The 20,651-nt window shown below is 38.5% G+C and carries 17 protein-coding genes; 5 read left to right on the forward strand and 12 right to left on the reverse strand.

The window, feature by feature from the left end; translation table 11 throughout:
* The first annotated feature begins 16 nt into the window (after positions 1–16).
* Complete coding sequence (locus A6749_RS25800) at positions 17–511, forward strand: PCYCGC motif-containing (lipo)protein (protein ID WP_330220457.1); 495 nt, start codon at positions 17–19, stop codon at positions 509–511.
* Between the two features lie 250 nt (positions 512–761).
* On the forward strand, positions 762–914 hold the full coding sequence (locus A6749_RS28190) for a lmo0937 family membrane protein (protein ID WP_127489841.1): 153 nt from the start codon (positions 762–764) through the stop codon (positions 912–914).
* A 365-nt stretch (positions 915–1,279) separates the two neighbouring features.
* Here A6749_RS28190 and A6749_RS25805 read toward each other — a convergent pair whose 3' ends face one another.
* Positions 1,280–1,930 (reverse strand): DUF1801 domain-containing protein, encoded by a 651-nt coding sequence (locus A6749_RS25805; protein WP_084797988.1) that lies wholly within the window; start codon positions 1,928–1,930, stop codon positions 1,280–1,282.
* A gap of 518 nt (positions 1,931–2,448) precedes the next feature.
* Between A6749_RS25805 and A6749_RS25810 the strand changes: the two genes are divergently transcribed.
* From A6749_RS25810 to A6749_RS25820, 3 genes are all read left to right on the forward strand, one after another.
* Complete coding sequence (locus A6749_RS25810; protein ID WP_066399463.1) at positions 2,449–3,096, forward strand: DNA-3-methyladenine glycosylase family protein; 648 nt, start codon at positions 2,449–2,451, stop codon at positions 3,094–3,096.
* 209 nt (positions 3,097–3,305) lie between these two features.
* Complete coding sequence (locus A6749_RS25815) at positions 3,306–3,890, forward strand: helix-turn-helix domain-containing protein (protein ID WP_066399472.1); 585 nt, start codon at positions 3,306–3,308, stop codon at positions 3,888–3,890.
* A gap of 116 nt (positions 3,891–4,006) precedes the next feature.
* Positions 4,007–5,377 carry an MATE family efflux transporter gene (locus tag A6749_RS25820; RefSeq protein WP_066399475.1) on the forward strand — a complete coding sequence of 457 codons (1,371 nt, stop codon included), beginning with the start codon at positions 4,007–4,009 and terminating at the stop codon, positions 5,375–5,377.
* 304 nt (positions 5,378–5,681) lie between these two features.
* On the opposite strand, the gene A6749_RS25825 is transcribed toward A6749_RS25820, so the two are convergent.
* The 11 genes from A6749_RS25825 to A6749_RS25875 all read right to left on the reverse strand — a co-directional run bounded on the left by A6749_RS25825 (position 5,682) and on the right by A6749_RS25875 (position 20,650).
* Complete coding sequence (locus A6749_RS25825) at positions 5,682–6,170, reverse strand: prolyl-tRNA synthetase associated domain-containing protein (protein WP_066399490.1); 489 nt, start codon at positions 6,168–6,170, stop codon at positions 5,682–5,684.
* Between the two features lie 140 nt (positions 6,171–6,310).
* Positions 6,311–8,068, reverse strand: a complete 1,758-nt coding sequence (locus A6749_RS25830) for a sigma-54 interaction domain-containing protein (protein ID WP_066399492.1) — start codon at positions 8,066–8,068, stop codon at positions 6,311–6,313.
* 97 nt (positions 8,069–8,165) lie between these two features.
* The gene (locus A6749_RS25835; RefSeq protein WP_236719738.1) at positions 8,166–9,569 is read right to left on the reverse strand and encodes an amidase; all 1,404 of its coding nucleotides are present in this window, start codon (positions 9,567–9,569) and stop codon (positions 8,166–8,168) included.
* A 21-nt stretch (positions 9,570–9,590) separates the two neighbouring features.
* Entirely contained in the window at positions 9,591–10,553 is a 963-nt protein-coding gene (locus A6749_RS25840; protein ID WP_066399496.1) for a cyclase family protein, read from the reverse strand.
* 521 nt (positions 10,554–11,074) lie between these two features.
* Positions 11,075–12,736, reverse strand: coding sequence for a thiamine pyrophosphate-dependent enzyme (locus tag A6749_RS25845; protein ID WP_066399500.1), 1,662 nt, complete (start codon positions 12,734–12,736; stop codon positions 11,075–11,077).
* 44 nt (positions 12,737–12,780) lie between these two features.
* Positions 12,781–14,103 carry a 4-aminobutyrate--2-oxoglutarate transaminase gene (gabT, locus tag A6749_RS25850; protein ID WP_066399502.1) on the reverse strand — a complete coding sequence of 441 codons (1,323 nt, stop codon included), beginning with the start codon at positions 14,101–14,103 and terminating at the stop codon, positions 12,781–12,783.
* Between the two features lie 359 nt (positions 14,104–14,462).
* Positions 14,463–15,227 carry an IclR family transcriptional regulator gene (locus tag A6749_RS25855; RefSeq protein WP_066399504.1) on the reverse strand — a complete coding sequence of 255 codons (765 nt, stop codon included), beginning with the start codon at positions 15,225–15,227 and terminating at the stop codon, positions 14,463–14,465.
* Between the two features lie 307 nt (positions 15,228–15,534).
* The gene (locus A6749_RS25860) at positions 15,535–16,809 is read right to left on the reverse strand and encodes a dicarboxylate/amino acid:cation symporter (protein ID WP_174842928.1); all 1,275 of its coding nucleotides are present in this window, start codon (positions 16,807–16,809) and stop codon (positions 15,535–15,537) included.
* Positions 16,810–17,103: 294 nt separating this feature from the next.
* Positions 17,104–18,447 carry a purine-cytosine permease family protein gene (locus tag A6749_RS25865; protein ID WP_066399506.1) on the reverse strand — a complete coding sequence of 448 codons (1,344 nt, stop codon included), beginning with the start codon at positions 18,445–18,447 and terminating at the stop codon, positions 17,104–17,106.
* A 123-nt stretch (positions 18,448–18,570) separates the two neighbouring features.
* Positions 18,571–18,900: a cupin domain-containing protein gene (locus A6749_RS25870; RefSeq protein ID WP_066399508.1), complete on the reverse strand. Its 330-nt coding sequence runs from the start codon at positions 18,898–18,900 to the stop codon at positions 18,571–18,573.
* A gap of 1 nt (position 18,901) precedes the next feature.
* Entirely contained in the window at positions 18,902–20,650 is a 1,749-nt protein-coding gene (locus A6749_RS25875; RefSeq protein WP_066399510.1) for a hydantoinase B/oxoprolinase family protein, read from the reverse strand.
* Position 20,651 lies beyond the last annotated feature (1 nt).

Consider the following 20,651-nt stretch of genomic DNA (forward strand, 5'->3'; position numbering starts at 1 on the left):
AAGAAAGGAAGGTTGGATGAAAAAGTATTTATTCCCTACTTTGTTTATCTTTTCTTTAGTAACTGGTTGTTCTTCATCAGGAGATGAGTCATTTAAGGAAGAGCATTCTAGCAGTCAAAACCAAGAGCAAAGTGCTTCTGCTTTAACGTATAAAATAGGCAGTGTTGATTGGTCCGCCGTCACTACATATAGTGATAGTCCGAAAGTGTTAGAAGCCTACCAGTTTGCAGTAGAACATCCTGAAGTACTCAATTATATGCCTTGTTATTGTGGATGTTACGAGGAGGAGGGTCATACAAGCAATACCAATTGTTTTGTTGACAACGTAAATGGAAATACGGTCACACTTGATACAATGGGTTTTGGCTGAGGGGTCTGCGTTGACATAGCCCGTGAGGCTAAATCAGAGTTTAAAAAAGGAACACCATTAGAAGACATCCGAAAAATGATAGACGAAAAATATAAAGGAACTGGAACACCATCAACACCTACACCTATGCCTAAGGCTTAAAAAACACAAGAAAAAGGAAAATGGGGTCAGTCTCTCGGTACTTTAAATCTTTGGTACCCAGGGGACTGCCCCCTTTTTCCGTTTTAAATTTCGATTTGATGAATGATATTCCCATTTGTTCGGATGAACTTTATTAAATCTCCATTTCAAATCCAGACGGTTATACATAATCGATTCGTCGTTTATCTTTATAAAATGTGGGTATTATACACATACAACAATACATTTTTCAAAGAAAGAAGGGATTATGTTGATTTGGACAATAATTGGTTTATTACTTTTATTTTGGGTTCTTGGGCTTGTTTTCCATGTTGCAGGAGGACTTATTCACCTTTTACTCGTAGTGGCTGTCGTAGTGTTCATTATTAAATTATTTACAGGCAGGACGAATAATAGAGCCTAAGCACAGTCATTTTTTGTTAAGTAGGACAGAGAGCGTAAGACCATTCTGTACAAAAAGTAAACAACGATGATCTCGCCGATAAGTGGTCACCGAAAAGTTTCGAAGAATGGCAGAAAAGAATCAGCCCCCCATTATAGCTTACATTCAACGGGGGGCTGATCAACAATAGGCCTGTCTAAAGTCAAGAGCAATTCTTGCTTCATCCTTAACGACTCAATCAACTGCCCTCAGTACATTCTCCAACCTGTCTCCCCCTACGATCCGTGCAAGATTAGGGGGTACAACTTCAATAATCTGACATAGATAGTTTATTTCATTGAACGCAAAGTGACGTAACTCTCTTGAACTTTGAATAATTTATTTTCTTATCGAATGGACTTGTGCGAGCCGTCACAGTTAGGTGGCTTTTGGGATAGTCCACAAGTGCAATCATTTAAACCCTTACCATCAAGAATTCGCTGCATATACTTTTCAACCCTTGCCGTCCGAGTTTTGGATTGTTTCGGTGCTGAAAAATAAAGAATGTATGCTCTTTGTCGTCCCAGCGTTAATGTCTCAAAAGCAGTTTTAAAGTCAGGAAGCTGCTCTAACTTATTTTGTAATTCTTCCGGAATGGTTACGGGCTCCTTTTTGATTTCCACTTTCAACCCGGCATTTTCCACTTCAATGGCTTCCTTGATGTAGGCTTTCACAATGGGTTCCATCTCAGCTATTTCTTGCACATTAGTAAATCGAATCTGCCTCCCCGCCTGCGTATTCTCCCCAGGTTTACTCAGGATACCATTAGCATCCTTTAACAAAGCACCTTTGAAAAAACCAAGTGCAAAGTAGTCTTTAAATCCCTGTATGATCACTATGTTATTTTTCTGAAACGTGTAACAAGGAATACGCCACTTCAATTCCTCTTCTAGCCCACAGTCAAGAATGATCATTCTCAATTTTTTCATTTCTTCCTGCCACTTTTGGGCCTTATCTATAAATTCATCAACCTTCGGATTCAATCTATTAATCTTCATCAAGGAACACCCCTGTAAAATTTTTTAGATTTTGTTTGGAGAGTTATAGGAAACTTATTTTCGCCAAGGCAATTTGGAAGCATGGGATAATTAGATTAAACTAAACCATTTATACACTAGTCAAGTTATGTTAATGATCTATCGATCCCCTTATCCAAAGGAACATAAATTTTCCTTTTATAAAGGATTATTTTTTATTGTATATGAATTAGACTTCCAAATAAATATACGAATTGGTATGTATGAATCACTGTTAATAGTATTTTACATATTTATGAAGGGTAATTGAAATCCATTGTAGAATTTCTAAGTAAGTTAATTAATTCGAATAGAGATGAGGAGCTTAATGAACATAAGGTTAATAGGAGTAACAGAAAACATTTCTTTAAGATGTTCTCAAATTTGAAGTCGTGTCATTTAATACAATGATCAAACAGGTGAAGTAGAGAAAGGTCATCACGACGAATTTGTTCATTGTTATAACGTAAGTCACCTAATCTACTAAAAAAGGAGACCATATGCTGGACAAATATAAGATATTATCTGATAATGACCCTATTTTAGGAAAATTTATAAGTATGATCGGTGAATTGGATTTAAAAAAGATACAAGATTATTATTCTTCTCTGTTACGCTCGATAATTGGGCAACAACTTTCTGCAAAAGCTGCTGCCACTATTTTTGGCCGCTTCACCCAATTAACAAATGGTAATTTCACGCCTTCAAAGATTCTTTCATTACCAGATGAAGAAATAAGAGGAATTGGTATTTCTTATCCAAAAATAAAATACATGAAAGATTTATCGCAAAAAGTCCTTGATAAGGAAATTGATTTTGATACACTGGATCAGCTTGATAATCAAAATGTAATTGCCGCTCTTACAAATGTAAAAGGAATCGGTAAATGGACAGCAGAAATGTTTTTAATATTTTCGCTTGGCAGAGAAAACGTCTTATCCCTTCTTGACGTTGGGCTGCAGCGTGGTGCAAAGTGGCTATACAATTCAACAGATGAAAAAATTTTGGAAATAAAGGGTCAAAATTGGGAACCTTATCAATCTATTGTTTCTTTATATTTATGGGAAGCTGTGAACCGTAGCCTTGTAACTACATATAAATCATTCGATGATTATATTCAGACGATAGAAAGTGAAATCTATAAGTAAGAAGACGTTGGAAAAATACTAATGTGTTCTCTTCAGGAGGACACATTAGTAAAATCACAGACCATTTCACTTAAACGAAATGGTCTATTTTTATTGATCCTTTTATATAGCTCAGACCTTTTAACGGTCCCTCTGTTTAACTCTACGGAGCGTTTGTTGCTTCGTTACATTTAAAGAATTAAGATGACATTAGAGTAGGAGGAGATTTGATGGATAATCGTAAAATAGGGGAGTTAATTTTAAATTTACGGAAGGAAAAGGGAATGACACAGAAACAATTAGCAGATCAAATGAATATTTCTGATCGAACGATTTCAAAATGGGAGCGTGGGTACGGCTGTCCAGATATCACGCTCTTACCAAGTTTATCAACCCTCCTTGGTGTAAATATCGAATATATTTTAGATGGTGAATTATCGTCGAATGAATTTATAGGAGGAAATATGAAAAAGTCAAATTATTTTGTCTGTCCGACATGTAATAATATTGGACTTTCAACTGGAAATATGACCCTATCTTGTTGCGGAAGAAAGTTAGAACCATTAGTAGCAAAGAAAGCCACGGATGATGAAAGGCTGTCCATATCTGAAATTGATAACGAATGGTTTATTTCGAGCGAGCATCCAATGACAAAAGAAAATTATATTTCATTTATTGCTTTTGCTACAGGTGACCAAGTACAAATAATTAAACAGTATCCCGAATGGAGTTTACAAACACGTATCCCGAAACGTAAACACGGCAAACTGTTATGGTATGATACTCAATTCGGGTTATTTTATCAACTTATCTAAAAAATTTGGATAATGGTAAATCTCGGTTATGAATTAAACATTATGTCTTTATTATTTAGCTTCCCCCACTTCTTTGACATGTGTTGAATTCTTTTGAAACGAAGGGGTTAATTGTAATGAATAAATTTTTTAATGAAACATTTGTATTATTAAAACCAATGACTACTTTTCTCGTTCCTGTCATTTTAGCGAGTGTTTTGCAATCATTGGGTCAAGTAGTTGGAATTATAATTGTCGGAAAAACACTTGGAGTGGATTCTTTAGCTGCTATTTCTGCCTTCTTCCCTCTATTATTTTTCCTTGTATCCTTTGTCATCGGAATTGGCTCAGGAAGCTCCATTCTAGTTGGGCAAACATACGGTAGTGGTAATATCCAAAAAATGAAGGAAGTCATTGGGGTTACGCTAGTCTTTACAATTATCATTTCCATAGCTGTTGCCTTAATCGGAGGATTTTTTACAGCGGATATCCTAAAATGGATGGGAACACCTGAGAATATACTGGTTAAGAGCGCGGAGTATGCACGGATATTATTTGTTACTTTACCCATTACTTTCTTATATATGTGCTATACAACCTTTATGAGAGGTGTTGGCGATTCAAAAACACCTTTTTATTTTTTATTGATAAGCATTGTCCTTAATATTGCTTTGCTGCCCACACTTATTTTCGGTTGGATGGGCTTACCGGAATTCGGATTAAATGGTGCTGCTTATGCTGCAGTATTAGCCAATTTCATTACATTTGTCATTCTATTAGGATTCTTACACAAAAGAAATCATATACTCAAATTAGACTTTTATATTTTGAGACATCTTCAATTAAAAGTTTCGGTGCTGAAACCCTTGCTGAAATTAGCCATTCCTACAAGTATTAGTATGGTTTCAATCGCGTTGTCAGAAATTGCAGTCATCACTTTTGTCAATGATTATGGTTCTAATGCAACAGCAGCATACGGAATCGTGAATCAAATTGCAAGCTACGTTCAAATTCCAGCGATGAGTATTTCAATCGCCATTTCAGTATTTGTTGCACAAGCCGTAGGATCTGGGAACATTTCGAATATCAAGAAGATAAAAAAAATCGCAATTTCCCTAAACTATCTCCTTGGTGGTATTCTCATTCTCGTTCTTTACTTCTTACCAAAACCTATATTAGGAATCTTTTTAGACAACACTGAAACAATTAATATAGCAAAAACTCTGATACTGATTTCATTTTGGAGTTACGTTATTTTGGGCCACACTCAAGCAATCTCCGCAACAATGAGAGCAACTGGCACTGTGTTATGGCCGACAATATTTACCATCATAAGTATTCTGCTAATCCAAGTTCCAGCAGCCTACTTCTTGTCACAGTTCACAGCACTCGGCTTAAATGGTGTATGGCTAGCCTATCCCATCGCATTCATCGTCAATTTCTTAGCTCAATCTTCTTATCATCAATTTTTCTGGAAAAAGAAATCCTTAAAAGCACTATTGAGTTAAAGATAATAAGTATTTGGTATGTGGTACTCCCTCTTATTAGTGTTTACAGAAGTTTTCTATGCCGGGGTAATAATACTAAAAAACTGTACGTATCTAAAATAAACAGTACCAATAAAGATGCTCAGGACAAATTATTACCACCAATATGACAAAAACACTATTCTTTCTACAATCTAATGGAAAGGATGGTGTTTTTTATGGATAGCAAGATTTCAAATGAACTTATTCCTTTTCCTTAGAAATGATCCATGCGGCACTCTCTTTAAAGCGGGACAAAGGGACAAGGTCCCTTGCCCTATACCCTTTAAATTTCAATATGGCAGATATTATTTCCATTCATCCGGATAAACTTTATTAAATCCCCATATGAAATCCAGATGGTTGCGGTATTGTCATTGGGGTGAAATCCGAGTTGTTCTTTTCCTTCTAAGCTGCTGTCCAACACGATTTCAACTGCTGCTTCGGTATCATTGATCACTCCAAGTGGAGTCACCGCTCCTTTTTGTAATTGTAGATATTTTTGCAGTCTTTCTTCAGAAGCAAAGCTTAGCCGCGAGCATCCCAGCTGAGCTTGAATGCTCTTAATATCTGCTTGTTTATCCTTACCAAGCACAACAAGGAAGTGACGCTTTCCTTTTGCATCTCGTAAAAATAGGTTTTTACACACTTCACCATGTTCGGTGATCTTTAATTCTTCCATATCTTCTATTGTATAAACAGGCGGATGATCCATTTGCTTATACTTGATTCCCGAATTTTCCAATTTATCAAAAACTAGTTTCTTTTGCGACATTCTAAACACTCCCTTTGTGTTTTCAAAAACTTAAATAAAAATCAAAAAGTAAATAGTAATCTATTTAGTACGGACATTTCCTTTTACGAAACCAAAATTATGAAGAAGTTCTAATACATTTATTGATATCCAATTCAATCCTAGATCCTGACCGCTCTTTCTGCTTTCACTAGCAATGGCTTAAAATTATACCCCGTCTTTTTCCATGATCGTTCTAAGATCAGCATTTCTTTTTTTCTTAAAGAATACAGCCATTTTCGAATTTGACGTGTTCCACAATCTAAGTGCGCAGCCAGTTCTTCTTCTGTAAAGTGAAAGGTCCAATCCACAGATTTATAGGTAAAAATAGCACAAATCAGTCCCCATTCTCCATGGGTAATTCCCAATCTTCGATAATGTCGTGCAAACTTGGACAATGTTGAAAAAGTCTGATCATCCTTTGCCAAAGAAGGCTGTAGATTCCTATTCATTCCCACAGATTCAACAGTTTGCATCATGACCAAATCTTCAGTTTCGTCCCTTATAATGGATAACAAATGAACGGGCTCCAAATAATCAGCATCTGCCATCACAATTAGTCGTTCAATGATATTTCGTAACTCTCGAATATTACCGGGCCAACTGTACGAATAAAAATGTTTTATCGCCTCTTGAGAAAATACCTTTCTTTTCGAAAATTTCCGATTGAATTCATCAGTAAAATGCAAAATGAGCGGCAATAAATCTTCCCTTCGCTCCCTTAATGGAGGAATATGGATAGGTACAACATTAAGCCGATAATATAAATCTTCACGAAAACTCTTTTTCTTTATCTCTTCCGGAAGGCTGCGGTTTGTTGCGGCAATGACACGGACATTAATTTTGGTGGGTGATGTTTCCCCAATTCGTGTGACCTCTTGTTCTTGTAATACCCGCAGTAATTTTACCTGGAGGGAAAAAGGCATTTCTCCAATCTCATCCAGGAAAATCGTTCCTTCATTTGCCGCTTCAAATAACCCTTGTTTTCCTTCCTTTAATGCACCAGTAAAGGATCCTTTTGTATAGCCAAAAAGCTCAGATTCTAGTAGATTTTCAGGAATAGAGCCACAATTCACCTTAATAAAAGGCTTGTCTGCACGATCGCTCCATTGATGAATATAATGGGCAATTACTTCTTTTCCTACGCCTGATTCACCGGAAATTAAGACGGTAGAATCAACGTTCGCTATTTTAAGAACGGTATGTAAAACATTGTCCATAGCCGCGCTATTAAAAACAAGTGATGAAACTTCATGATTAAATAGAAGAGCGTGCAACTTCTCGTTTTTCACTTTTTCACTTTTCAATTCTTGCTTCAAATAACTAATTTCAGTAATATCCTCCGACATACTGATGATTCGCTGAATATCCCCATCTTCATTTTTAATAGGAATACCTGTTACCATCAATGTTCTGCCCGTATTGGTTTGTTGAACAATTTGTACCTGTTCCTTTTTTTCAAGAACTAACCGGGTTGCTGAAGGAGATATCACACCCTCTTTCTCAACTTGGAGAACTCCTTTATCAAAAAATCCCTTACCCTCGGCTTCCCAAAGTTTTTTCCATGAGGAGCTCACCCGCATCACTTTGCCACTTCCATCGGAAACGAAAATCACTTCCCGGCAATGATTAAGTATAGTGTTTAAATCGAGTTCCATATTGTAATATTCAGGTAATTCCTTCGTTAAAGTTTGAAGGATTTCTTTAGGTATAGCAAGATTAGCTGTATACTTACTGCCGGACAGACTAAATTCCGAAGAATGGACAATGAATGAATTAGGATCAGGAACGGATTCGGGCTTGATAGGTGACTGAAAAATCTCTATGTCAAGTTTTAAACTTTTAAGGGCCTGTTCCAATAAATTCTTTTCTTCGCTCATTATGGCACCCCCTACATGTAACCTTATCATAATAACAATTTTCTTTGTAAAAAAATCCCCAACTCATATACGAGTCAGGGATCCTAGAAACAAGTCTTCATTTACTTTTCGTAGCTTGTTCATACGCATCCGCAAATTGATATAAACGGCTTTCATCGAAAGCACGTCCAGTCAGCTGAAAACCTATAGGAAGTCCATCATTAGAAAAACCGGAAGGAACCGATATACATGGTAAACCCGTTAAATTAGACGGCCCTGTAAATTTATTTAGAACAGTAAAAATATGATGATTCTCATTATTCATCATCACTTCCCTCTTATATAAATCAAGAGGCATAATTGGCGTATTCGGTGTCAGTAGAACATCGACTTGTTCAAATACTTTGTTAAAGGATTGAAACGCCAGTTTTTTTATTTCCTGTGCTTCTAAATATTCAAACGCCCTCACAGTCTCACCTGTTTGAAGACGACTTTTTACTTCATCCTCCCATAAATCAGGATGACGATCGAGATGATGCCTGTGTGTAGTGTAGGCTTCACTATTTAACACGGTACGATGGGCCTGCGAAATTTTTTCCATGTTTTCGATTTCAACGAAACGAATCGTGACACCTAAATCTTTATAAACCTGGATGACCTGTTCCATTTTCGCTTGAATTTCACAATCTAGATGATCAAAGAAATAGGAAGTCGGGATGCCGATTACTCCCCTTTGAACACCAGTTCCAAGTTTTTCGGTGAAATCTTCCCACTCTTTCTTCGCGGAATAAGGATCGCCTGAATCGTATCCGGCAAGAGCATTTAACACCATGGCATTGTCTCTTACCGTTTTCGTCATCGGCCCAACATGATCGAGAGTAGGAGCCAGTGGATATACGCCTCTTTTACTAACTCTTCCAAACGTCGGCTTCATCCCAACAATTCCACAATAAGAAGCAGGAATACGAATCGATCCACCTGTATCTGTTCCAAGAGCTGCAAAACATAGACCGGCAGCTACAGCAGCACCGGAACCACTACTTGATCCACCCGTCATTTTGTTTGGGTTGAATGGGTTACGTACAGCCCCAAAACAAGAGGTGTCACCAGTTGTTCCATAGGCAAACTCATGGGTATTTAATTTCCCCACAATAATAGCGCCTGCTTCTTTTAGTTTTTTCACTACAAACGCATCTTCCTCAGGCAAATAATCCTTGTAAAGCTTAGAACCCATAGTTGTTCGAATGCCTTTTGTAAAAATTAGGTCTTTTAATCCAATAGGAATCCCATGCAAGGGACCTCTTTGAATCCCTTGCATGATTTCTTCTTCTGCCTTGGAAGCTGCAGCCATGGCATCTTCATAAAGAACCGTAATATATGCATTTAATTTTGGATTGAATGTTTCTATCCGTGTAAGTATCAAATTTGTTAGTTCTTTCGGAGAAATTTTCCTGCAATGCAGAGCTTTCGAAATAGCATCCAAATCCCAATCTTCAATCTTTTCCCACTCTGTCTTTTTCACTAAGATGCAGCTCCCTTTTTGTCATCGGTTAATTGGGAATGCGATAGGTTGTATAGGTGCCCCTGTTGCGCCCACAAGTGGCATGGCTCTCCCAACGAATCCTACCTCATAAATCTTTTCTTTTGCTAATTCTTCCAGCCACAGTAATTCGATAATCGGAATCCCAACTTCTGAAAAAAGATAGGTGTGTACAGGGAAATAATTGTCCGGCTCTGGAGACGGGTTCTGCTCTAACGCAATATTGTCGGCTCCAATAATCATCGCGCCAAGACCCGCTAAATATTCTGCGCCCTCTATATTAAGTCCTGGTGAATTAGTTAAATATTTGTCACGGTCCGGCCATACCGTCATTTGGCCAGTTCGGATCATCACGATATCCCCTACTCCAACTGATACGCCCTGCTTTAACATCGCTTCTTGAAGGTCCGCTTTTCCAATACCATATGACGGTGGCAGCGTATCTACCCCTTTAGCGGCTGGAATATCCAGCATTACGGCACGCGCAATAATGACAGGGAATTTTTCTGGACCACATTTGTTCCAATGGCGGCTTCCAAGATGTTCTGCTTCATTAAAGCCGTTCCAAATTTCTCCTCTGTACCCGAAATGATTGAAGGTATCAATATGAGTGCCGCAGTGAGTGTACATCGAAATGGCGTCACCTGAATAGCTGATCAATTCTTTGCTTTCTTTTGATACTCCCATTAGTTGATCGTTTACGTTTCCTGTCGGCGTATGAGTCATCCAAATTTGGTAAGGGGGATCACCTGCCGCAGACCATGAAGGCATCCCCATAAAATAATTGACGGTCAGATCAAAGGCTTTGGTTTGGTCGATAGATGCAAGTACCTTTGCACGAGATTCCGGTGTAATTAGATTTAATCTCCCTATTTCATCGTCCGGCCCCCAAGGACTCTTACTTGCCTTTAACTGACGTAGGTGTTCAAATTTACCTGGTTTTAATTGAAGATGGAAATCACACATTTTTTATCCTCCTGAATTTTCAAAAATTATATTATAGTAACCTAAAAATCTCTTCATTGTGTAAACTTGAATACGTTTTCAAAGAAGTGTGCAATTGACATAGATTCACTATAAAAATTATTAACAGTTATTCATTGCTGAGTTAATCGATAAAAATGCTCCTTTCAATTTAGGTTTTTACTATACAAACTATTAATTGCAAGATTTATGCCAAACTTCAGAAAAATCATATATTGACTGTGTTAAAAGGAGTTTTATAAAATAATTCAATTTTACACTTTATGACTAAAAGGTTCCATTCGGACTCTTAGGTTCCAAAGTAATACTATTATGGTATAAACATAGTGGTGTAACAAGTTGTTCATCTAAAACTACTTCTTTTGAAGTTAATTTATGTAAGAAGAAAAAGGGTCAGTCCCCCGCTGTGTTTGAGTATTAAAACCAACGGGGGACTGACCCAATAATCATCGTATTAATATATTTAGTTTAGATTTCTACCTGCGTTCTGTAACGGCCTTGGTTTAGTGATGCTGTCGATTCTTCTCTCTTATGGAGCTGATAGTCGAATTCAATGAAATTTGCTCCGGATTGGTAATGACTTCGATTACAACTGGTCCGTTCATGGCTAGCGCGTTTTCCAATGCCTTAGTAAATTCGTCATTTGTTTTGACCTTCATGGCCTTTACTCCCAGCGCTTCACCCATTTTTGCAAAATCAACATTGTTTAACTCCGTTCCAATGACCCTTTCCGGATAGTGGATCTCCTGATGCATGCGAATGGTTCCGTACATACTGTTATTAAATATCAAGGCAATGACAGGTATGCCACATCTCGCCGCTGTTTCCAGCTCCTGAACGGTCATCATAAACCCACCGTCACCTGACAAGGAAACAACAACTTTATCGGGATGGGCAACCTTCGCGCCGATTGCTGCCGGGAGCCCATACCCCATAGCGCCGGAGGTAGGTCCGATGTATGTCTTTGGCAGATTGAATGAATAAAAGCTATGGAGCCAGCCCGCAAAGTTGCCGGCATCATTTGTAATGATGGAATCATCTGGAAGAAGTTCCTTTAAAGTTCGAATGACATTTCTCATATTAATCCATTCATCAGCTTCGTCCGTCTCCTTATATAGATCCTGTTCGTACGCTTTCCTTCGTTCAGCCGTCCATACTTCCCACTTACCAAACAAATTGATGGTTAACAGCTCTTTTAACGCCGAAGCAGCATCAGCCACAATCCCAATTTCAGGGTTATTTACCTTTCCGATCGTATCGTAATCAATATCAATCTGAATTAGCTTTTGCTGGGCCGTCGGGTACATGTAATCCTGTGTTGTCACTTCTGACAGGCGGGTTCCGATGGCTATAACAACATCAGCTTCCTTCATGGTTTTTAACACGGATGGGAATATCCCCAATCCGGCGTGACCAGCATACAACCTATGGTTGTTTGGAAAAACATCATGCCTGCGGAAAGACGCTATTACAGGTATATCTAATTTTTCAGCAAACTCAACCAGCAAACCCTCTCCATTAGAGGCAATGACACCACCGCCAGCCACAATGAGCGGGCGTTCCGCTTTTTCCAATAGTTCCTGGAATTTTTGGATATCCTCCGGTATGGGGCGTGGCGCTGGAATGGCTACCGGCGGACCAAAGCTCACGTCGATTTCTTCCTTTAAAACATCTTCTGGAAGGGACACAACAACAGGTCCAGGACGGCCAGACTGGGCAATTCTGAAAGCACGCTGTATCAGCTCGGGTGTTCTTTCGGGATCTTTAAGCTCAACCGTCCATTTGGCTATATGTCCAAAGAATTGGTCCAAATCGATTTCTTGAAAGCCTTCCCGGCCACGAAATTTGCTATGAACCTGTCCTAGGAAAACAACCATAGGTGTAGAATCCTGAAATGCCGTATGGATTCCAATTGCTAAGTTTGACCCACCTACCCCTCTTGTCGCCATTGCGACCCCGGGTTTCCTTGTAGCTTTTCCGTAAGATTCTGCCATGAACGCCGCTCCGCCTTCATGCCTTGTGGAAATTAATTTCATATTGCTTGATGAGTAGATACTGTCCATTAGAGGCAAATAACTCTCTCCGGGTACACAAAATACATGTGATATTTCTTCCATTTCCATATACTTGACGATGGCGTCAGCCACTGTTATCCGCTTGGTCATAGTCCATATCCCCTTTTTTAGTTTATAGAAACTTTGTTTGTTTTTTAAATGCAGACATCGTCAAACTCTAACTCTTTTAAAACGCTAACAAAAACATCTAAAGCTTCTGACAATTGTTCATCGCTTATCACTAGAGGTGGTAATAACCGGATAACGTTGCCATGGGAACCGGCCGCCAAAACAATAACACCGTTTTCATAACATCTTCTAATAATCTTTTTAACCAACTCCGGGTATGGTTCCTTGGATATTTGATTTTTTACAAATTCAATCCCAATCATTGCTCCAAGACCTCTTACATCACCAATATATTTCGAGATATTTTTCAGACGATCTTTAATTTGCACACCAATAGCTTCTGCCCTATCCACTAATTTCTCTTTTTCAATTATTTCGAGCACCTTTAATGCTGCTGCACATCCTAATGGATTACCACCCAACGTTGTTCCCAGTTCTTTCGGAAGAGGTGAATCCATGATTTCAGCTTTTCCCGTTACAGCGGCTAACGGCAGCCCAGCCGCAATGGATTTGGAAGTAACGGTTATATCCGCAGCAACATCAAAATGTTCCATCGCAAATAGTTTTCCAGTACGAGCAAATCCTGTTTGTACTTCATCTGCAATAAACACAATGCCATATTGGCTGCACCACTTTCTTATGCCCTTCACAAAATCAATTGAAGGAGTTACCAATCCCCCTTCTCCCTGGACTGGCTCCATGATAATGGCAGCAATGTCATGAGGATCGACGGTAGTTTGGAATAATTGTTGAAAGCTCTGAAGCAGCTCCTTATCGGATAGGCTGTCACGATAATAGTAAGGATATGGCAATCGGTATATATCTGTTGCCATTGGACCAAATCCTTTTTTGAAATTTTTAACCTTTCCTGTTAAAGACATGGTCATGAAGGTCCTTCCATGAAATCCTCTTTCAAACGAAATGATAGCAGGCCGATTCGTGTATCTTCGGGCAATTTTAATGGCGTTTTCCACTCCCTCTGCACCACTATTCAAGAAAATGGTCTTTTTAGGGAAATTTCCGGGTATAATCTCATTTAATTTCTCTGCTAATTGAACATATGATTTATACATGGTTACAGGAAAGACAGGATGAATAAAATGGTCCGCTTGGTCCTTTAAAACCTTCACAACTTCAGGATGGGAATGTCCAACGTTCAAACTTCCAATCCCAGATGCCAAGTCTATAAATTGATTACCATCCACATCTCTAATCAAGGCTCCTTTTGCTTCGATTACTTCTATTGGAACATTTGTTGAAATCCCCCGCGGAATATGGTCTTCACGCTGTTTTAATAAACCTGCAGATTTAGGACCAGGAATGTCAGTCCTTATTTTGATAAAACCCAAAGGAATACCCCCTATGTGAATTTATTAATTACCTGCACAACAGAATTTAATCGTTTCAATTATTGAAATACCATTTCACTTTTATGAGTTAAGTATAACAAGCGAAAAAGCGGATTTCAATATATTTTTAATTTTCCCAAATTTAAATATATACTTGTGCTACAGGAACCACCTGGATTCTGTGTTAGATTTCTAGATAAAAAGGAAATGAAAGAATGGAGTTGCAGTTGATGTAGTGAGGTATTATATGGGGAATAGTCTTATTTCGGGAAATTTGGTATATAGCCTCAATCATAAAAGGTCAGTAAGACCAGTCCTCTGAAAAACAAAAGTTCACCAAAGGACTGATTTTTAAGTTCTTACACTCTAGAATAACCCAGCTCTTCTGAAATACGCAGGGCGGTTTCTCTCGTTTTCTCCTTTACCGACCCAACAAGCTTTTCCTTTATTCTTGTTTCCGGACCACTAACGTTCAGCGCCGCTACTACTTCATTTTTAAAATCATATATTGGATATGAAATACCAATTGTTCCATCATCCTGCTCCCCGTAACTAACGGCATACCCTTGCTCTCTTATCTGTCGAATTTCTTCTTCTAACACACTTGCATTATCAATTGTGTGTTCCGTTAACTTTTTAAACGTCATGTTTTTGATAAGTTCTTGTCTTTCAGCTCGAGGTAAATAGGAAAGCAGCAGCTTCGGCCCAGATCCAACGTACAGTTCAGACCGTTTTCCAATTCTGGTATAAAGTCGGACTGCTTGGTTAGTCTCTACCTTCTCAATATATACTGCTTTATCTTGGTCTAAAATCGCTAAGTGAACTACTTCATCAATATCAGCACATAATTTTTTCATCAACGGGAGCGCAACCGCTCGAAGTTCTAGTGCCTCGGCGACAAGATTGCCTAAATCGAGTAATTTTAATCCCAAACGATACCGAACATCCTGATTATTATTTTTTATTTTAGTTAAAAACCCACATACTTCTAACGAGGTAAGCAAACGGAAAACTGTTGGTTTTGTCATTCCTGATTTTTCTGCTATCGCACTAAGAGTTAATTCCTTTTGTTCCTTCGAAAATAAATCAAGCAGTCCTAATGCTTTGATTACACTTTGATTCATTATATCTCGCCACCTTAAATTAATAGTTTAAAAAGATCATGAAGTTTCATTCACATACCAATAAGGGAACTTGTAATGGACAGAAAATTCCGAAAATAAATCGCATTTTTATCTTTTCTTAATATAATTATACGAAAATAGAAATATCGTTTCAATAAATGAAATAGGTGATTTATTAATAAAATTTCGTTCGAAGGGATTATTCAAATTACCACCAATATTTTTAATTATAATTACACCCTTGTCGAATACAAAAAAAGATCTAACCCTTGAAGAGTTTGATCTTTTTTCTAAGTACTTCTTGTAATTATTTCGATATGCTTGTTTGCGCTATGTCCTTATCCTCAACTAATGAAAGTGTATGTTTTTCTTCGCTTTTATCCACGACAGCAGCTCCAACGATATCCCCTGTGACATTACAAGTCGTAAATACCATATCCGTTATAACGTTTACCCCTGCTGTAAGCCCAACAATTTCAATTGGGAGCCCTGCCTGAGTAAACACAATAGACATCCCTATTAAACCGGCTCCCGGGACTCCAGCAGTTCCTATTGCCGCTAGGGTTCCAGTCAAGATAATGGCAATAATGGCACCAACACTTAAATCATACCCTATAATATCTGCAGCAAAAACGACCCCTACCCCAAAATGAATGGCCGAACCGTTCATATTCACAGTAGCCCCTACCGGAAGAGTGAAGTTCGCAACCCGATCACTAATGCCGGCTTTCAGTGCACTCTTAATCGTAACCGGAAGCGTCGCTAAGCTGCTAGACGTTACGAAAGCGGTTACAATCGCTTCCCGCGTATTTACAAAGAATTTTATTACCGGTACTTTAAAGAGTAATAGAATGATTGGGAATACTACTACCATTTGGATCCCTACTCCCAAATACGAGGCTCCTACATACTTGGCTAGTGCACTTAGTGTATCAAGTCCTTGAGTCCCTATTGTTGTAGCCGTTATTCCTAGCACCCCAATAGGTGCGTATTGTAAAATCCCATTAAGGATGCGGAAAACAACCTCACTTCCAGCCTCCATAAACTTTAATAATAGATTACCCCATTCTTTTGTCTGCTTTTCATTTGAATGTCTCATGAAATTGATGGCAAACCCTACAATTATAGATAAGAACACAATACTTAAAATATTTCCGTTTGCAAAGGATTCAAAAATATTAGAAGGTATTATTTGTAACAAAACATCAATAAGGGAGGGAGCTTCTGGCACTTCAATACTTGAATTCTTCGGCATGCTCAACCCCACACCCGGACTGATTAATTTGGCAATCCCGATTCCCATAAATACTGCAAGTGCAGTTGTTATGATGTAGTAAGGAAATATCTTTCCGCCTATTCGGCCCAATTCCTTAGGATTCGAATTATTTATGGATACTATGATTGTTAATAAAATAAGAGGAACAACCGACATTTTTAGAAGCTTCAGAAAGATGTCACCTAGAGGTTTTAATACTTCCGCGGACGGCCCAAAAATTAATCCTATACAAATTCCCAGTAAAAACCCCGTTGATATTTTTAAAATAAATGATTTTCTAAGATACCACTTCCATATTCTATTCATCCATGTTCCTCCCAATTTTTCATAATTTCTAACCCCTTATTAAAAAACAAACTGTCCTTCAACATAACTTTTCAACTTAAATTAATAATATGTTTCTCCTTTCTTGTTTCATTAAATGAAATACCATTTCATTTTCATATTTAAATTATATAATGTCGTCTAAATCTTTTCAATAGTAAAATTAGTCTGTTAATTGGGAATTAAAAAAGGGTCCGGTCCCCCGATCCACTACTAATGCATCGTGGGACTGACCCAAAATTTATAAATTTACGATTAATCCACTGCCAAATGTAGTTAAATTACCCTTTTTGCTTGACCTGATTTATTCTCATTGATTATTTGCGTGAAGTGATCCGGAGCAACATTTGCTTTGATTTTCATCGCAACATAATAAACGATTGCTGAAGTGATAATAGATTGAACAGCAGGTAAACCGAATGCATGAACGTATTGAGTATAGTATCCTACTAATGTTCCGATTACCATAGCAATGGTAGCCATCCAATTCCACCCTTTATGATCCACCCATTGTTGTTTACGAATAAAAAAGAAATCTGCCATCATAATTCCGCCAATTGCAGGATAAATAAGTGCAGTCATGTACAGAAAATCCATAAAATAATCAAGTATACCGGCTAAAGCAATGACAATTGATACAAGAGTCCCTGCTAAAGTAAGCAGTGCTCTTCCTTTATTCGAGTTAACGTTTAACATATTTGCTAATGCAAGACCCATACTGTAATTATTAACCAATTGACTTGTCCAAGTAGCCAGCCATAAAATGAGGAAGCCCCATAAAGGAAAACCTAAATTCATCATTACCTGAACAATATCGGCTTCGCCTACACCAATCGCCATTATCGCACCAACATAAAAGAGAGGAAAACCAACGCCTACAATACCAATTGGAATCAAAATATTATCTTTTACTGATGGCTTTGCATAACGAGTATAATCGGAAGCAATTACCCATTGCGAAACATTTAACCCAATTACTAAGCTGACTGCAGCAAGAAATGTCATTTGTGGCTCTGGATTCCAAGAAGTAATTTTTTCCAAGCCGATGTTTTTTAACGCATAAAATATACCGCCAGCAATTAAGAGCAGACCAGCTGGAACTGCTAAATAATCAGTCCATTTCATTGATGAATACCCAATAATAGATGGCAAGGCAAATAGGAGACCAGCAATAACGGTTATTAATGCCCACGATAACCATTGGGTTTTATAGTCAATATGAAACATAGCAGCTATTGCGTTTCCTGTTACTGCGGTTTGAAGCGCCCACCATCCCATTGAAACGATAAAAATAGTAAGACCAACAATTAACCTAGCCTGAACTGAGCCGAAGCTCGTTCTAGCAATAACCGATGAAGAGCGTCCAGTTTTTGCACCAATATACCCTTGAATGGCATTTCCGGTCCATTGAAAAACGAATAAAGCAACTACTAAAATCCAAAATAATTTTCCTAATCCAAAGCTCCCCATAAGAGATGCGCCAACCATGAGTACTGGAATAGTAAACTCAAGACCTCCAAAAATAATGGCTGGAGAAATCCAATGCTGTCTTTCATTCAACGGTACAGCAGAGAGTGCCTCATCCTTACTTCCACCTTTTCTTAGTGATACATCTTCCATCCTGCTTTAACCCCTTTACTATTTTAATGGTATAACGCACTACCGAACATCAGGAATTAGAATTTTCAGTAAACATTTTTTATAAAAAAAGCCTTGCCTAGCAAGGCTTTTTGTTAGTGAACCTTATCCAACTAAAACCCAGATAATCTCACAATCTTCATTACTATCATTGTAAGCAATATGTTCCTGACCGGCAGGTATAAAAGTAGCTTCCCCGCTTGAAACACGGAGGGTTTGCCCGTTAGTTTCCGTCATAATGGAGCCCTTTATAATGATGGAATATTCATTTTCTTCGTGGTTTGAAACACCTTTTAAAGGAACTCTTTTTCCCGGTGGAATGGTTACTGTGCCCATCTTTAACTTTCCGGATACAGCTGCCTGTTCAAAAACGTTTTTTAACGGCACTGCTGCATTTGTATCTTCTGGTAATCTGTCAATTTTTAAGACTTCCACTCTATTCTCCCCTTTGCTGACGATCAACGGTTAACCCCTCAATTATGAAGGTTTCAGGATTGACAATAACTCCAAAATCTTCTTTCGCTTGTTCAATAGAGACGTAGCCGTTTTTAACATCCTTTGCTACTTTTTCAGCAGGACGTTTAAATGGATCTCCATAACCACCACCGGTTGCAGTTACAAGCTTCACAACATCACCGGTATTCAATGGATATCTTGGGTAAATACCGTACGGACCATCTACTTCTCCATTTACTTTTTCAACGTAGAATTTATTTGCCGAGCCCTCTTTACCACCATTAATTCCCCATGGGACAAATTTATGACGGCCAAAGGTGATGGAAGCAGCCTGGTTATCAGTTAATGCACGGTAGGAACGAATGACACCTGCACCACCGATATATTCACCGGCTCCAGCCCCGTCAGTATGTAGACTGTATTCATCTACCAATACTCCGTAGCGTGTTTCAGCTACCTCAACTGGAACATTATATGTTTCTCCATCGCCAATACAGAATTGACCTCTAGCACCGTCTTGGCCATCGGCAGCGCCCCAGCCACCAACAGATGGCTCAACAATTAAGAAAGGTTCTTTTGTATCAGGGTGTAAACCAGATAGAACCACTGAGCAGACGGATAATAAATGACCTGCTGTTAATCGATGCGGTACTACCGGAGCAAGTGCTTTCCATATTAAATCGGCTCCGGCCTGCATGCTTTCCCAATAAATTGATACTGGTGCCGGACGTTCAGCTGAAAGAACTGATCCTTTATCGGTAATGACTTCTAATAAGCGAAAGACACCATCGTTCGCATCCTGAGACGGATTTGTTATTGCCATGAAAATCGCACGGACAGCTGACACAAGAGCTGTATAGGAACAGTTAATCGGTCCAGGTACTTGTGGATGACTACCGCGGAAATCCGCAATAAATTTATCGTCCGTAATGGTTACCTTTACAACTACTTTAAATGGACCATTACCAAACCCGTCATCATCGATGAAACCTTCTGCTTCATACGTCCCTTTTGGTAGTTTGCTAAGCTCTTGCCTTGCAAGCTGTTCGCCGTGATCCAATAAGTATTCAACTGACGAAAGCACAACATCTTTTCCGTGTTTCTCGCATATTTCAATTACACGTTTTTCCCCAGTCTTTAACGCAGCTACCTGCGCCCACATATCCCCTAATGATAAATCAGGGAAACGGACATTTGCCTCAATAATATCAACGATGGCCTGATTAATCTGTCCTTCGTTAAACAGTTTCACACAAGGAAATTGCAAACCTTCTTGGAAAATATCCGTTGCATCATTACTATAAGAACCCGGGTCTTTACCTCCAACTTCTGTCCAGTGCGCTTTATTGGCTGAAAAAGCAACCAGCTCCCCTTTATAGAAAATCGGCATTACAAGCCCTACGTCTGAAAGATGAGATCCGCCGCCGCCGTAGGAATCATTAATAATGATGATATCACCTGGTTTTAATTTGCCATCTCCGTATTTTTTCAAGGTTTGTTTTACCATGTCGGTCAGCATGCCAATAAATCCGGTTACACCGTTCCCTTGCGTTAATAACTGTCCTTTCGCATCAAGAAGACCGCTTGCATAGTCAAGGACTTCATAGATAATTGGGCTCATTGAAGTCTTTGCTAGTGCAATAAACATTTCATCGCCTATAGCAATCAATGAATCTTTTACAATTTCGAGTGTAAATGGATCAACTTTTGTTTTAACAACTTGTGTCATA

It is taken from the genome of Neobacillus mesonae (genome assembly GCF_001636315.1).
In the GTDB taxonomy this organism is placed as follows: domain Bacteria; phylum Bacillota; class Bacilli; order Bacillales; family Cytobacillaceae; genus Neobacillus; species Neobacillus mesonae.